Source organism: Paracoccus benzoatiresistens (assembly GCF_026913015.1).
GTDB lineage: Bacteria > Pseudomonadota > Alphaproteobacteria > Rhodobacterales > Rhodobacteraceae > Paracoccus > Paracoccus benzoatiresistens.
The window spans coordinates 1-14,519 of the sequence record NZ_JAPTYD010000028.1; the positions used below are offsets into that span (position 1 = coordinate 1).

General features: G+C 59.7%; 16 protein-coding genes and 2 pseudogenes. 8 read left to right on the plus strand and 10 right to left on the minus strand.

Features of this window, described 5'->3' with window-relative positions:
- Positions 1 to 136: 136 nt before the first annotated feature.
- Entirely contained in the window at positions 137 to 829 is a 693-nt protein-coding gene (locus OU682_RS15720; RefSeq protein ID WP_268943124.1) for a hypothetical protein, read from the minus strand.
- Positions 830 to 1,039: 210 nt separating this feature from the next.
- Positions 1,040 to 1,693: a hypothetical protein gene (locus tag OU682_RS15725; RefSeq protein WP_268943125.1), complete on the minus strand. Its 654-nt coding sequence runs from the start codon at positions 1,691 to 1,693 to the stop codon at positions 1,040 to 1,042.
- 18 nt (positions 1,694 to 1,711) lie between these two features.
- Between OU682_RS15725 and OU682_RS15730 the strand changes: the two are divergent.
- A pseudogene (locus OU682_RS15730) lies at positions 1,712 to 1,954 on the plus strand (IS256 family transposase); the annotation flags it as partial.
- Between the two features lie 20 nt (positions 1,955 to 1,974).
- Here the strand turns inward: OU682_RS15730 and OU682_RS15735 are convergent.
- Both OU682_RS15735 and OU682_RS15740 read right to left on the minus strand, forming a co-directional pair.
- A complete protein-coding gene (locus OU682_RS15735) occupies positions 1,975 to 2,196 on the minus strand; it encodes a hypothetical protein (RefSeq protein WP_268943126.1) in 222 nt (73 codons plus the stop codon).
- An 88-nt stretch (positions 2,197 to 2,284) separates the two neighbouring features.
- A complete protein-coding gene (locus OU682_RS15740) occupies positions 2,285 to 3,559 on the minus strand; it encodes an NACHT domain-containing protein (protein ID WP_268943127.1) in 1,275 nt (424 codons plus the stop codon).
- A gap of 435 nt (positions 3,560 to 3,994) precedes the next feature.
- Here OU682_RS15740 and OU682_RS24270 point away from each other — a divergent pair, with 435 nt between their 5' ends.
- The 3 genes from OU682_RS24270 (at position 3,995) to OU682_RS15750 (ending at position 5,790) form a co-directional block, all read left to right on the plus strand.
- Positions 3,995 to 4,240, plus strand: coding sequence for a type II toxin-antitoxin system Phd/YefM family antitoxin (locus OU682_RS24270; RefSeq protein WP_371832261.1), 246 nt, complete (start codon positions 3,995 to 3,997; stop codon positions 4,238 to 4,240).
- Entirely contained in the window at positions 4,240 to 4,632 is a 393-nt protein-coding gene (locus OU682_RS15745; protein ID WP_268943128.1) for a type II toxin-antitoxin system VapC family toxin, read from the plus strand. The genes OU682_RS24270 and OU682_RS15745 overlap by 1 nt, the downstream gene beginning before the upstream one ends.
- A 486-nt stretch (positions 4,633 to 5,118) precedes the next feature.
- A complete protein-coding gene (locus tag OU682_RS15750; RefSeq protein ID WP_268943129.1) occupies positions 5,119 to 5,790 on the plus strand; it encodes a sugar transferase in 672 nt (223 codons plus the stop codon).
- Between the two features lie 74 nt (positions 5,791 to 5,864).
- Here OU682_RS15750 and OU682_RS15755 read toward each other — a convergent pair whose 3' ends face one another.
- From OU682_RS15755 to OU682_RS15765, 3 genes are all read right to left on the minus strand, one after another.
- Positions 5,865 to 6,404, minus strand: a complete 540-nt coding sequence (locus OU682_RS15755) for a DUF4167 domain-containing protein (RefSeq protein ID WP_268943130.1) — start codon at positions 6,402 to 6,404, stop codon at positions 5,865 to 5,867.
- A 174-nt stretch (positions 6,405 to 6,578) separates the two neighbouring features.
- The gene (locus OU682_RS15760) at positions 6,579 to 6,842 is read right to left on the minus strand and encodes a hypothetical protein (RefSeq protein WP_268943131.1); all 264 of its coding nucleotides are present in this window, start codon (positions 6,840 to 6,842) and stop codon (positions 6,579 to 6,581) included.
- A gap of 136 nt (positions 6,843 to 6,978) precedes the next feature.
- Positions 6,979 to 7,140 (minus strand): hypothetical protein, encoded by a 162-nt coding sequence (locus OU682_RS15765; RefSeq protein WP_268943132.1) that lies wholly within the window; start codon positions 7,138 to 7,140, stop codon positions 6,979 to 6,981.
- 408 nt (positions 7,141 to 7,548) lie between these two features.
- Between OU682_RS15765 and OU682_RS15770 the strand changes: the two genes are divergently transcribed.
- Together OU682_RS15770 and OU682_RS15775 are read left to right on the plus strand one after the other, a co-directional pair.
- The gene (locus tag OU682_RS15770; protein ID WP_268943133.1) at positions 7,549 to 7,956 is read left to right on the plus strand and encodes a LexA family protein; all 408 of its coding nucleotides are present in this window, start codon (positions 7,549 to 7,551) and stop codon (positions 7,954 to 7,956) included.
- A gap of 4 nt (positions 7,957 to 7,960) precedes the next feature.
- Positions 7,961 to 9,253 carry a Y-family DNA polymerase gene (locus OU682_RS15775; RefSeq protein ID WP_268943134.1) on the plus strand — a complete coding sequence of 431 codons (1,293 nt, stop codon included), beginning with the start codon at positions 7,961 to 7,963 and terminating at the stop codon, positions 9,251 to 9,253.
- Positions 9,254 to 9,715: 462 nt separating this feature from the next.
- Here the strand turns inward: OU682_RS15775 and OU682_RS15780 are convergent, their stop codons facing one another.
- Positions 9,716 to 10,150: a BLUF domain-containing protein gene (locus tag OU682_RS15780; protein ID WP_268943135.1), complete on the minus strand. Its 435-nt coding sequence runs from the start codon at positions 10,148 to 10,150 to the stop codon at positions 9,716 to 9,718.
- 389 nt (positions 10,151 to 10,539) lie between these two features.
- On the opposite strand from OU682_RS15780, the gene OU682_RS15785 reads away from it, so the two are divergent.
- Entirely contained in the window at positions 10,540 to 11,589 is a 1,050-nt protein-coding gene (locus OU682_RS15785; RefSeq protein ID WP_268943136.1) for an IS110 family RNA-guided transposase, read from the plus strand.
- Positions 11,590 to 12,004: 415 nt separating this feature from the next.
- On the opposite strand, the gene OU682_RS15790 is transcribed toward OU682_RS15785, so the two are convergent.
- Both OU682_RS15790 and OU682_RS15795 read right to left on the minus strand, forming a co-directional pair.
- Positions 12,005 to 12,784 (minus strand): SDR family oxidoreductase, encoded by a 780-nt coding sequence (locus OU682_RS15790; protein ID WP_268943137.1) that lies wholly within the window; start codon positions 12,782 to 12,784, stop codon positions 12,005 to 12,007.
- Positions 12,784 to 13,104, minus strand: a complete 321-nt coding sequence (locus tag OU682_RS15795) for a nuclear transport factor 2 family protein (RefSeq protein ID WP_268943138.1) — start codon at positions 13,102 to 13,104, stop codon at positions 12,784 to 12,786. The genes OU682_RS15790 and OU682_RS15795 overlap by 1 nt, the downstream gene beginning before the upstream one ends.
- 99 nt (positions 13,105 to 13,203) lie before the next feature.
- Here OU682_RS15795 and OU682_RS15800 point away from each other — a divergent pair.
- Positions 13,204 to 14,106, plus strand: a pseudogene (locus OU682_RS15800) (LysR family transcriptional regulator).
- Positions 14,107 to 14,519: the final 413 nt, after the last annotated feature.

A 14,519-nucleotide genomic window follows, 5' to 3' on the forward strand; every position in this document is an offset into this window, starting at 1 on the left:
GCCTCAGACCGCTACCGCCGACCGGTCGGATGATCGTGGAACAGCTGGTCGGATGTTGCTGGAATAAGCGGTCGGATGCCGTGGAATACGCACCCCCAAAGCCGCCGCTCAATCACAGTTACAATTCACTTGGAGCTCAACGCCTAGCGAGGTCAAGAACCACTACATCAATTTTACCCACGAGCTCGGCAGGCAGCTCTTCTTGGAGTTTTTCATTTAAATCAACAATCTTTAAGTTTCCGTGGTTCTTCAGACCAGCGATCTTTTCATCCGCACCAATCCAGAGGACCAAATATATTCCCTGTTCTGCTGCTGTCGGATGCACCGCGTAGCGATCGGCAAGCTGCATTGGGACCGCCGTAAAAAGCTCAACATTCCACTGGCCTTTGACTTCCACAACCAACATCCTGCGCCCCGCGGGCGTCTGGATAGAGGGTGTAATGTCACATCGATTGCCACCCGCAAGCTGATGTTCAATCACGTCCACGAACCCCAGAGGCTCAAGGCGAGGTCTCAGCCAGTTTACGATGCGCCTCGTCGCAGCATTCTCGCCAATCCTCTGTTCCTTCTCATAAAACTGGTCAATCACTCCAAGATCGCCGCCGAAGACATCTTCTTGTAAGCGTCCAAGAAACTCGACAACGATACGGCGCATGTGCTCGACACTGGCGGGACGCCCCTGATCAAGCGCTGCTCTGACGGCGGCAGCACTAGGTGGTGTGAAGTCACGTAGGGAAGTAGCGCGCTTGCTTGCCGCCCGGATGCTCCGCAGATTCTTGTGGAAGGGAGCCATGCGAGCATCGGCTATGAGGCCATCCAGAACCGGCAAAACAGCATCCGTCGTATCCCTACCAATCATGTAGACGATATCGGTCAGATAGCGATAAGCGGTTTCGGGCTTCGGGCTACCAGTTCCCCAACTTGACGGAAGTAGGACAGGAGGCCAGCGGTCGATGAACGTATCAAGAATGCGCGCGATCTTCGCTGCACTTAGGTCGGGCCACGTCGCATGATCGCCTCTTTGCTCATTCCTAACGTGTTAGAGTTCGAAGATAAAATCCGGATCACGATCCAGAACCGACCAGACCGCGCTTTGATCGTCATCCAAGAACCAGAAATGGCGCAGGAACCAGAAGCGCCGTTGCGCCTCGAGCCTGTGGGGCAGCATGCCGGAATCCAGGTCCGAACAGCGGTCCCGGATTAATGCGAGCAGGTCTGCACGATCGCCATGGCGAACAGCCATGTCGAAGAGCTGGTTCAAGGGATGCTGCGCATTGACTGGAAACTTGCGCAACCATTCCAAAGGACGCGTTGGCAGCAGAAAACAAAATGCTGCCTTGCGTTCTAGCCAGCTTACGTCTGCGGTTTCGCTGCCTGAGGCGAGCTGGGCTTCAACATACCCTATTATGAATGCGTCTGTGTCCGCCTGGTTTTGAAAGAGCGATGCGTCGAGCGCTTCCTCGAATTTTTCGCGTTCATCCTCACTGACCCCATTATATCCGCCGATATCTGTGCGAACAGCAGCGAGGATGCGCCGGTCGATATGCGACAGGTCGCCGGTGGCTCTGAACTCGGCGACACAGGCGGCATGGAGCCTGAGAACGCTTGCGCGGGCCGTGCCCAACGCACAATGCTCCAAAGTGGGGATGTCATCGCCGACAGCGCGGAGATAGTTCCGCAGCGCCGCGTCCACATCGATCAGCCCGTGCGTAAGTCCCTGCACACCTCAAACCCGATCGAGAGTGTCTTCGCCACCGTCCGACACCGAACCGTCCGCACCAAGGGCGCACTGTCGCAGAAGACCGCGAAGCTGATGGTCTTCACCCTGGTCCGGGCCGCATCGAAGAAGTGGCGTAAGCTTAACGGCACAAACCAGTTGCCACGCGTCATCGAAGGCGTCAGATTCACCGATGGCATCGTCGCTGACGAGGCCAGCCAAAGCCGCGCCGCCTGATCAAGCCGCGTCACCCAAATTCAGCCATAGCTCTCAAAATCGCGCACCAGAACGCGGATGAAATAACGAGATCCGATGACGCGCTCGCGTTCTCTTGGATTGGTGGGGTAGAGGCGGGCGCAAGCCCACAGGAACTCGACCCACTTCGGGCGCGGGAAACGGTTCATACCACAATGACTGGCGATTTTTGCCGCCAGATGTAGCGACTCGTTCGTACCAGACGCGATCAGTGGATCGACCATAGGCGTTAGGTCGTTCGCTTCCCTTACGAGGCAATCGAGAGCCGCTTGCCGACACTGTGGTGTGGCAGTGTCGTCCAAGACGATGGCTTCAAGTTCTGGACGAAGCGGGGTGACCGCAGGGGAGCTCGATAAAAAGCTCGAGCAGCAATGCGCGCAGATCACCTCCGGTTTCACGAACGATGACCGTGCGGATTGCATCAACAATGTCGGGAGAAAAGAACGCCGTGGCGCTAAAGCTTCGCCAGCGATCTACGCGGCGGAAGAAGGGATCATCGGCCTCTAGTTTGGTCAGCGCTTCCAAAAGCCGATGTCTGGACCTAATCGAGAGACGCGATGGATCCCCGTTTGAGAGGACGGCATACGGGTCAACGTCGATTGCTGCATCCTGGACATTTTGGCTTCCTAATGCAGCCATCCAGCCCAGCAGGCCACGAAGATCGTCGCGGGTAGCTCCGTTCGGTGCTACGATGCTCAGACACTGTTTTACGGTGAAAGTGTTTGCAGGATCGTCAATCCGTTGGACAAGCGCACGGGCTGCACAATGCTCCGCAACGATGCGATGGACAGGTTCATGTCGGTCGGCGCCGGCGGCCGGACGAAAGAGGCGGGTATCGAGGATCGAGGGAAGTCGTTGGTCGGGCAGGCCAAGGTCCGCTAGACGGGGGAAGGTCGGGCCTTCGGCGACATCGGCCATTGCAACGCCATCAGAACCTGACAAGAGAAGACGAGCGAAGACCTCGTCCGCCCAGGCTATGCGTTGCTCAGTTGTCGGCGCATCGCGTGTGGTAACCGACCTATTGGTTTCGCGAGCCAGATAGCGAACTGCGTCGCTGAAAATCTCATGCCGCTCGGTGAATCGGCCTCCGGCCTGCACGAACGCATCCGCGAACAGGTTCAGGAACTCTGGATTACCAAGGAGATGAGTTAGATCGTGACGGGCGGCATCGGAAAGGAAGTCCCCGAAGCTGGCGTCTGGATGTCGGTGTAGAAAAAGCAGAGCCTGCTCATCCTGATCGAATGGGATCAACCTAGCGAGGATGGGCTCGATACCCATAAGGTCATGCAGCAGGCGAGTTTCCGCGTCGCTCCACTCCCCGGATCGGCTCGACAGGATCGTGCGATCCGCTCCCGTGTGACGCAGTTCTTTCATCGTGCGATGAAGGCCTGCCGGATCAATGCGAGCAATCTCGTCGAATGCGTCGACGACAATGCACGGCGCGCGCGTTCTTTCGAAGATGCTGGCCTTGACCGGGGTGGTGCCAAAGCGTGCTGCAAGACTTGCCAGCAAAGCGGATTTTCCCGCCCCCGGTTCTGCTAGAACGATTGCAACGCCAGGTCCTGAAAGGAGGTCCGCTTCCGGCACCTGCATTTCACCTAACAAGAGCTTACGTGGAATGTGAAACGGCTGCAGTGCTTGATCTTTCTAACAAATCTGGCCTCTGACGAAGATGCAACCTGACGAGTTGCGTCGAAAGCTGGACTAGCACCCTCTGCTACGAAAGTCTGCTGTTACCCCTCGTGCGTTCGCCCGCTTTCCGCCCCATGCGGCGTTCGACGGTGCGATTAGCTGGAGTCGGACGACCGACTGCTTTCGCGTGATGCTGCAACCGCCATGCTGCAGAGCCCTCAGGCCGCTTTCCGCCCTATGCTGACTATCACCGACCCACTGGCGGTGCCCCAGCCATTCATGCCATTTCGGCTGAATGTCCAGCAAACGGTCGTTTCACAGATGCTAAGACAACATTGATTCTTGGTGAGATTTCAACTAGTCTGTAACTGGTTGATCGGAGCAAATGCTATGCGCGAGGTTGGAGCTTTCGAAGCAAAGACGCATCTGTCCGAGCTGCTGCTGGCAGCGGAGCAGGGGGAAAGCGTGACGATCACGCGCCGTGGGATACCTGTGGCCAGACTGGTGCCGGTCGCCGGTCCTGGCCGGGCGGAAGCCTTGCGGCGCCTTTCGGGACTACGGACCCGGTTGGCACAACAGGGTGTGTCTCTGTCAACCGGAGACATCCTTTCCGCGCGGGATGAGGGACGGCGCTGATGCTGGTTCTGGATGCGTCTGCGCTTGTTGGGTGGATCATGCCCGATGAGCAGGGGATCGACTTGCAGGACTTGGCTTCCAGGCACGATGACATCCTTGCCCCATGGCTGCTCTGGGCAGAGCTGCGGAACATCCTGGTCGTCAACGAGCGCCGTGGCCGTCTTCCGGCAGGCTCGGCCGAGCAGATCGCGGATGCCGTTGACGGGTTGGGGATCGTGCTGGACACCAATCCTGCCAATGCCGTGGTCCTGGATCTGGCGCGAAGGCACCGGCTGACCGTCTACGATGCTCTCTATCTGGAACTGGCATTACGACACGGCGCCACATTGGCGAGCCTGGACGCGGCCCTGCTGGCTGCAGCCAAAGCGGAAGCAGTTCAGATCGTCAGCTAGTGTAATGCCAGAAGAAAGTGCTGACCCATCGCTTGGCCGCCTTTCTCGGCAAATTCCATCGGTAATTCCTATTATGGAACAATGGCTTGGGGTCCCTGGAGCCTACCCGCCACCCGAAAGCCCATTAGCCTATACAAAAAGGTAAATTGGCCAATAGACAACCTCTGGTTATAGAGAGGATGTTCGCTACAGTTTTAGGTATTTCCATGTTTGGCTCTGAAACCACCTTCGCGTTCCGTCCCGCCGTGTCCGTCGATGACTGGAAGGTCATCATGTCGGCAATCAGCGCTTACTCTCATAACGCAGAGTACCGTGAGCTTTTGGGGCGTCTGGAGCGCCAGGCGAGGGTCAACGGGATCGCATCGCCCGCGCCTCGACTTTCCTGACGTCGAGGGTTGTGCGCGCGCTGAAGTCAGTCTGACTTCGGAAGGTAACCGCGGTTCACTTCACGATGTCAAAGCCTTGGTTCGTAAAGAGTGATTTGTCATGTTTTTTCAGCAACGGCTGTTGGCCGATAGCCCGGCCCATGTCTCCGCCCTTGTGCCGTATCACGGGCTATATCGCAGCTCTTTCAAGCGTTCGTTTGATATCCTTCTGGTGCTGATGGCTCTGCCGGTGGTCTTGCCGCTTGTGCTGGTGCTGGCCCTGGTCGTTCTCGTCGATGGCGGCAATCCGTTTTACGCGCAGGACCGGGTTGGCCGTGGGGGGAACCGCTACCGGATGTGGAAGCTGCGCAGCATGGTGGTCGATGCCGACAAAAGGCTGCAGGGCCATCTGGACACCAATCCCGAGGCGCGTGCTGAGTGGGACCAAACTCAGAAGCTGCGCCACGATCCCCGCGTCACGCAGTTTGGTCGTCTCCTGCGCAAGAGCTCGCTGGATGAGCTTCCCCAGCTGTGGAACGTCCTGATCGGGCACATGAGCCTGGTCGGTCCCCGTCCGATGCTTCCTGAACAGCAGGCCCTGTATCCAGGGTCCAGCTACTATGGACTGCGACCGGGCCTTACTGGCCTTTGGCAGGTATCGGAACGCAACCAGTCTACATTCGCCTCTCGGGCCATGTACGACGATGATTACGATCGATCGATTAGCTTGCGCACGGATGCCTTGATTATCTGGCGCACCGTTGGCGTTGTAGCGCGGGCGACTGGCCTGTAGCCCCCTGCCATGAAGGCCTGAAACACAGGCATAGATTTCCACAAGACGCTAGCCCGCCCTGGCGGGGTCTCCCGTCAGGCTGGCCGAAGCACCAAGCCAAGTTGCTCCAAAGTATAGCCGTGCTGTCCAGCAATCCGTTCGAGATCAGCCGCCGCCGCTGCGCGTTTCTCAGCGGCTTCAGTCTGCGTTTGTTTCTCGGCTGCGACGGACTCGCGTGCCTCGTCCAGTCGGATCAACTCGGGGCTGGCAGCTTGCCCTGTGCCCATCGCGTCCACGGGTTCATTTCTTTGCGTCTCATCGCTGGACGACTGCGCTTCTTGGATAATCGACGCTTTCCTGAAAGACCTGCCCCGTAAGGAATGGTCCTCCACATGACGGACAGGATTGCTCACGCGAACATAATGTTCGGCCGATTGCAGAAAGGCCTCTGAGGCCACACGATCATTCGCAAGCCGTGCCTCTTCCGCGAACTGAAGATAGCGCTCGACGAGCTGTTGAGCGGTTCCCCGGAGCTTGCCCTTCGCGCTCGTGCTCTCAAAGACACGATCGCCGGGACCCCGCTGTTGCTGCGGCGAACGCGGTTTGCCACTCCGTCGATTGTAATGCGGTTTCATGAGCCAGTTTGATAAGGCAGCGGGAATGCAGCGCGCTGCATCGTGCGAGATAGGCTGAACCTAGCTTATCAGCAAGAAGGCCTCGATGCACGGCAGCTTTTTCCAGGGTAGCTCCCACCAGTTCTGTGGACAGTGACCGAAGCGAAGAGTCGAAGCGGTATGCCTGATGCGAAATCAGTGGCCTGCCCGCATCCGCCTAATCGCAATGTCCCACCAGATGCGTTGGACTGTAATCTCAATTTCATCGGCCATCGAGTCATAGCACGGGTAGGCCATCCGCAGGTCTGACGGGGCGGTCACGATCATCCTGTCCAGCTCCTGCACGCTATCCTCAAGGCAGGCGCTGACCCACAGGTGAAGCTGAGTTTCAGTTTGGCCCCGGACGGAGGTTTCATAGCCCTGCAGAGCGGGATCGGCAGGGTCCAGTTTATCTCTCATACGTTCCATCCATTCGACGGTCCGCCAGATCAGTGATGCGGTTGAGGCGCGAAACCATGTCCATCCGTTACTTCCGCACCGTCATTCAGAATGGGGCCGACAAGCCCCTGCCGTGAGACTGCCGGATGCGTGCCGATTATGCTGCAACCGGCTCAAAGGCCGGAACAGTCATCATGGACCGGCGAAGCGAGTCCACGAGAACTGATCCCAAAGATCGCGGAACGTTGCACTCGCCGCCTTGTTGCGCCTGCCTGTAGTTCTGCAGGAACGCGATGATGTCTGGATCAATAATGCCCATCAGCGCACATCCTTCCGTTGTATTCCGCCCGACATTTTCTTGTTCTGCGGACGCATTTATTGAAAGAGCGTTTCAGACCGCAATAGTTCCATTCACTTAGGGAAAAATAAGTTTCGAGCTGTTGCCCAAACGGACAAGTTGCCGTGTGCGTCACGTTCAGACAAAGGAAGGTTATCAGCCGGGCGGCACCTGTGTTGCTTTCATGTTTCCAAGTGCTTTAGCGCCCGACCGGAAGATCCAGCCAAGACCATGCAAGATGCGGGCTACCCTGTGCCGGATCAGCAGCCTATCCCCACCTTTTTGCCCTGTCGTAACCCATAGTTCTTGACGATCAGGGGCATATCGGAACTATGGCCAATGTTCTTGTATTGTTCTATGACCATGCCACTTGATCTTCATCCTCTCAGCGTGACGCTGATCGACCGCGATATGCCGCTGGCCGCCATCCAGGTGCCAGCCGGTTTTCCCTCGCCTGCGGCTGATGATCTTGAGGACACGGTTGATCCGTTCAAATGGGTCATTCGCCATGAACATGCGACCTTCTGGTGGCGTGTCTCGGGTGATAGCCTGGAAGCAGAGGGCATCCTGCACGGGGATCTGATCGCGGTCGACCGCGCCGGGCGACGACGCAGCGGCCGCATTGTCCTGGCTGTAGTCGATGGGCAAATCACCGTGAAGAAGCTCTCCAAGCGGGAGGGCCAATGGTTCCTGGACCCACGCGCCCGCAGCGATGGATACCAGAGCATTCCCGTGACCGAGACGACCGAGATATGGGGCGTGGTGGCGGGCGTGGTGCGCCGCCTGCCCGTCGAATAGGGACATGCTTGAGGCATCCGACAAGCCGATAGCTCTGATCGACTGCAACAACTTCTATGTGTCCTGCGAACGGCTTTTTGACACGTCCCTGCACGGCGTTCCTGTCATCGTCCTCTCGAACAACGATGGTTGCGCTGTGGCCCGTTCCGACGAGGCGAAGGCGCTTGGGATCAAGATGGGGGCGCCCGCCTTCAAAATGCGCGACTTCATGGAGCGGCATGCCGTGAAGGCCCTATCGTCCAACTATACACTCTACGGGGATCTCTCTGCGCGCGTGACGCAAGTCCTGTACGGCTACTCGCCACGCCTCGACGTGTACTCGATCGACGAGACGTTCGTTGACCTGGCCGGCTTTGGCGAGCGGATGGAGGCGCACGCGGTCCGGATGCGCCAGGCGGTCCGCACGCAAGTGGGCATCCCGACCTGTGTTGGCATCGCGCCCACAAAGACCCTCGCCAAGCTGGCGAACTATGCGGCCAAGAAGAACCCGATCTTCGGGGGCATCTGCAATCTGATGAACCCCCAGGTGCGGGACTATGTGATGAACCGCATCCCCATCGGTGAAATCTGGGGCGTCGGCCCGGCAACCGAGGCCAAGCTGATCGCCCAGGGCGTCAGCACCGCGGCCGCGCTGCGCGACCTGCCCATGGCGCTGTCCCGCAAGATTGGCACGGTTGTTCTCGAACGGCTGGTGGCGGAGCTGCGCGGCATTGCCTGCATCGACTTCGAGGACGTGCCGCCGCAAAGGAAAGGCATGGCCGTGACCCGATCCTCGGGCACACCCATGACGACCTTCGATGTGCTGGTGCAGGCGGTCACCGCCCATGCGACCCGCGCGGCCGAGAAGCTGCGCCAGCACGGCCTTGTCGCCGGAACGCTGACCGTGTTTTTCTACACCAACCCGCACAAGCCCGACCGCCCGCAGCATTCCGTCTCGCGCAGCGTGCGGCTGCGGCCCATGTCCAACCACACCTTCGACCTGGTGGATGCCGCCGTCTCGGCGGCGCGCCGGGGCTGGCGCGGCGATCCGTCCGGCAATGGCTGCGGCTATACCAAGGCGGGCGTCATCCTCGATGATCTGCTGCCCGAGGCCGACCGGCCGGCCATGCTGTTCCAGCCTGATCGGCCGCGCGATGCGCGCCTGACGGATGCGCTTGATGCGATCAACGACCGCTTCGGCAAAAGGACGATGGTGCTGGCGCGCGAGGGCTTCGCCGGTGACTGGCGCCTGCGCGCCGATCACCGCTCGCCCCGCTACACCACCAGGATCAGCGAACTGCCGATCCTACGAGTCTAGCCACAAAGTTGAGAGGATGGCCTCGACATGACCTTTGATGCCGCGCGGCTCAGAGGCCGGGCATAACCAGCGGCGTATATCTTAGCGAGGTAGGCGTGCATTCATGCCACTGCATCTCGGCATTGGGTTGATCGTCCCTGCCCCAGCACCAGCCTTTCTCGTTCAGCGCCTGTCCGTAAATGGCGCGTGACAAGCAGGCCACGACCGTTTTTGCTTCCTGACTTCCTGACTTCCTGACTTCCTGACTTCCTGACTTCCTGACTTCCTGACTTCCTGACTTCCCGGCACGCGGCACTTGTCATTGGCCTCATCGTAAAGGTCTCGCAGTTCGGCCACTGTTTCCGTGGCGTTGGCGAGAGGCGATTCCGCTTGCACGAGGTTGGGTCCGAGCAAACTCAGAACGGCCAAGGTGGTGCTCAAGATATTCATGGCTCTTCTTCTGAAAACGCAGGCTACTCTGGGCTACCCCCTCATTTCGAGGGTCTTGTCGCTATTGTCCTCTGACAGCGCGAGGCACAGCCCTTCAAGCTCGGCTTGAGGAAGTTGCACAGGGTCGAACATGCCGTTCACCCAATAGCGATCCTGGATCTCCTGCGGGATCTCTGCCGCCTTCAAGCAGCGCATGCTCCATTGGGAGAACAGTCGATCTTCGGTTTCGCCAGCGAGCAGGATGCAGATCCTTTGATGCCGATCATCCTTCATGATCCGCATCATGCACTCCGCAACCACGGTCCTGCCTCCTTCAAGGAGCTGCAGGAAGTCTTCATCGCCAGCGATGAGCAGGCCGGTAATGCCGTCGTTCGCATTGTTCTTGCATGACCTGTCGAAGATGTCGCGGAGGGCGTCTTCGGAAGTGCCACCATGGTGTGAGGCATAGACGAGCCGAGTAAGTTGCATGCGGTCTTTGTTTCCTTCTGGTCAGACTGGGAGCTTTTGACCATCACATCGTCCCAACACAATTGGTCAGTACAAAAACGTTGGGGCATCCATCTGGGCTTCATGCCTCCCGCTGGCTCAGCAGGATCTTGCCGCATCCCGGCATGGCTGGGATCGCGCTCCAGGCTGCGGCCGGCAGGCGCCGGCCTTCGCCCCGAGGCTGGACCCCTGCCCCTCCATTGCGCCTCCTCCCGCGCAACCTGTATCGTCCCGAGCCAGCCTGCACGGGGGCGCAATAGTTGGGCCTCACGGATCCCGTCTCGGCTCTTTCGGGTGACATGGGGTGACAATGGTTCATCGCCCAGCCTTCATAGGTTGGCGCATGTGGACCTGTCGCAATGGAGGGTGGAATGGATCACAAGACGCCTATCACAACCTATGTTGGCCTCGATATCTCGCTGGCAGAGACGCATATCTGCGTCCTCGATCAGGACGGAACGCGCCTGTACCAAGGTGCTGTCCCCTCGGATCCGGATGCACTTGCTAATATCATCCAGAGTAAAGCTCCGAACTGTGAACGCATTGGTATGGAAACGGGTGCGACGACGCCCTGGCTCTGGCGCGCACTACGTGGGCGCGGGCTGCCTGTGATTTGCATAGATGCGCGTCATGCGAACCGTGCCCTGTCCATGCGGAAGAACAAGACAGACAAGAACGACGCGCAGGGGCTGGCGGAGCTGATGCGGATTGGCTGGTTCAAGGAGGCGAATGTTCGCAGCCCACAGACTCAGTATGTTCGGTCACTTCTGACCGCCCGATATCAGCTCCGTGTGTCGCGCAAAGACGTGCTCAATCAGATGCGAGGTGTTGTAAAGTCCTTCGGCTTGTTTGCTGGTAGCACGGCAACCCGCAGGTTTCCTGCAATGGTTCAGAAGATCATCCAAGATAACCCACAATTTGGACCCCTCCTTGCTCCTCTCTTGGCTGTGCATGAAGCGCTGACCCGGCAGATTGCCGTGTATGAAGACGAACTCAAGAACATCGCAGAACGTGATCCGGATGCCCGACGTATCATGACCGTGCCTGGCATCGGCTATCTCGTGGCACTGGCATTCATGACGGTCGTCGATGATCCGGCGAGGTTTTCCTCATCAAACAAGCTTGGGCCCTATCTTGGGCTTGCGCCGCGGGTGCGGCAATCTGGAGAGGCCAGCTGGTCTGCCGGGATCGGCCATGCCCCTGACAAGATGATGCGATCATACCTTTATCAGGCCGCAACTGTTGTCCTGACCAAGACCGCCAGTTGGTCCGCTTTGAAGGCGTGGGGTCTCCGCGTCTACAAGCGCAGCGGCTTCAAGCGTGCAGCGGTGGCTGTCGCAAGAAAGCTTGCGATCATCATGCACGCTATCTGGATCAACGGTACCGAGTTTGAATACAGCCAGAAGGGAAAGGCTGCATGACTTGATCCCTTCCAGCTAACCAGGATCCGCTTCGGCGGATAGTCCCTGCCGGGACGTTGGGAGGCCGACCTCGTAGCGATCGTTGCGACCAGATCACGCGGAGTGACAATGAGGCGGTCCCCTACCGAAGCCCATTCTGCGGCGGCAATTGCCGACCTCGTAAGGAACCATATGCCCGGTGGAGATGAGTGCGATGCAAGCCTACGCAATTCGTGCGTGGTCTAATGGCGCATGTCCGTCTTGATGAGTTTGAGCCCTCCACCGACATTTGGTCGCCTTGCAGCGAATGCAGGTGCAGCAAGGCATTGCGGCCTTAGCTGCTGATCAGAACGCCACTGCATCGCAATTTCGCCTCATCGAAGCGGCCGTTCGTTGCTGCCGCAGCACTCCCAGCCTCGCCTGCTGGTCATCCAGATCATGCGGTTGGCACAGTACCTCCGTCGATCACATACTCCGTGCCGGTGATGGTCGCCGCGCGATCCGATGCAAGGAAAGCGATCAGGTTGGCGATCTCGGCCGGTTGCGAGGGCCGGCCGATGGGGATGCCGCCAAGGGCGTCCATGATCATCCGCTTGCCGCCATCGAGATCGGTGCCGGCCTCTTGTGCCAGCCGTTCAGCGAGGCGGACCGAGGCATCGGTTTCGATCCAACCCGGGGCCACGCGCACCACCCGCACGCCCTTGGGCGAGATCTCCTTCGACAGGCTCTTGCTGTAGACCGACAGGGCGGCCTTGGCTGCGGCATAGCCGGTTGTCGCCTCAGGCAGCGGCAGCAAGCGCTGGATCGAGGTCACATGGATCACCACGCCCGCGCCCTGCATGATCATTGCCGGCACCAACGCGCGGTCCAGGCGCACGGCAGGCAGCAGGTTGAGGCTCAGTTCGGCTTGCCATTCGGCCTCGCCCAATGCTGCAAATCCACCCCCGGGGCCCGAGGAGCCGCCCAGCATGTGGACGATGATATCCACGCCCCCCATCCGGCTTCGCACGGCGTCAGCAACAGTGTCGCTACCGTGAAGCGTGATGAGGTCGGCGGCCACGAACATCTCGCCTGGAAGATTTTCGGGCCGGGTGCGGGCAGTGGTCAGGACATCTGCCCCGAGCTCGCGGAACAGCGCCACCGTGGCCGCGCCTGCGCCCTGCGTCCCGCCGGTGATCAGGGCGCGCTTGCCCGCCAGGGTCAGGAAGCCGGTCATCAGCTGATCTCCAGTTCAGCGATGCGATCGCCTGCCAACCCGAAGGTGAAACTCAGGACGGCTGGGCTACCAGGAAAATTGCCGCTGACCCGCGCACGAACCACGGTCCTGCCTGCAGCTTCGGTGGCCTCCAGCGGCTCGGCGCGGTGGTGATATTTTTCCTTCGAGGCTTGCCACCACGTGCGGATCTCCTCGCGGCCACAATGAATATGACCCTCGTCATGCACGATGGCATCTGGCGCGAAAGCCGTAGCGAAAGCGTCTCCATCCTGTGGAGGCTGAGCCGCGAAGTAGGTTTGGATTGGGTCAGGGAGGGGCATGTGATTGTTCCTTCTTCTGCTGACAGAAAGATAAGGCTCGACCGCCTACAGGATAATCGGGATTAATCGGCATCTGTTGGTGACAGGATCGGGACAATCATGGATGGGGGGATGAAAAGCATGGAGGCGGTGCTGGCCATTGCCCGTCGCGGATCGTTCCGGGCGGCGGCGATAGACCTCGGCATGTCCACCACAGCGTTGTCGCATACTATCGGGCGGCTTGAATCCAGCCTTGGCGTGCGATTGTTCAACCGGACCACCCGCAGCGTGTCGCTCAGTGTTGCCGGACAGGAGTTCGTCTAACGCATCGCTCCGGCCCTGGCCGAGATCCGCGCCGCGATGGACATGGCCCGGTCACAGCGCCTCACCCCTTCGGGCCTGCTCCGCATCAATGCCTCGGTTCAGGGCGGCCGGGAGATCACGCCCCTGGTACTGGCGTTCCTGCGCCGCTATCCCGAGATGCAGGTCGACCTGGTGACCGAAGGGCGGCTGGTCGATATTGTGGCCGAGGGCTTTGATATGGGCCTGCGTCCCGCCGATCTGGTGCCCCGAGACATGATCGCGCTTCCTTTGGGCAAGCCGCAGCGATATGCCGTCGTCGCCTGCCCTGCTTGGTTAGCGACCCACCCGACACCCTTGACCCCCGCTGACCTGTCTTTGCCGGACTGTATCCGCGTACGCTTGCCGAATGGCGCGCTGTTCCGCTGGCAGTTCGAGAAAGGCGGCGAGGTGGTGCACGTCGATGCCAAGGGCCGCCTGACGCTGGACGAGGCTGCGATTGCCCGCGCGGCCGTGCTGGATGGCGCTGGCATCGGCTTCTTCATAGAGCAGGATGTGGCCGAGGATATTTCTGCCGGTCGGCTGATCCGCCTGCTGGAGGACTGGACCCCGCCACGCCCCGGTTTCAGCCTGTATTATCCAGGACGGCGCAATCCGTCTGCGGGCTTCGCGGCGTTCCTGGCCATGGTGCAGGACGTGGCCGCACGGTTCCGCACCAGGTAATCCTCTGGTGGCTGTCTGGAAGTTCTGAAGGCGTCAATGCGGCCAAGTTTGAACGACCGCTTCCGCGCGCACCATGCCGCACCATCGTCGGTCCGTTTTACCGCCCACCCCGGCCGCAGCATTTGGAATATGCCCAAGGCAATACACCTGCATCGAACGGCAGCTAGGTCCGCAAAGCGGTCGCCTCTTCATGGCTGATCGTAGCGCAACTCGCTAGCGTTTTAGGTTGACAGGTCGAACCGTTGTCAAGGAACGATCGCTTGCGGGGGAGCCCGGTTGTCCAGCCTCGTACTGGCCCGACCTTGGGAGGGACAGGGGGAGGCCGAAGCAGGCCCGCGCGAGACCACAGGGATCGAGCAAGGGCCTGTGGTCAACGGGGCGGGCGGTTGCGTGACCGCTCTGCGGGACAAAGC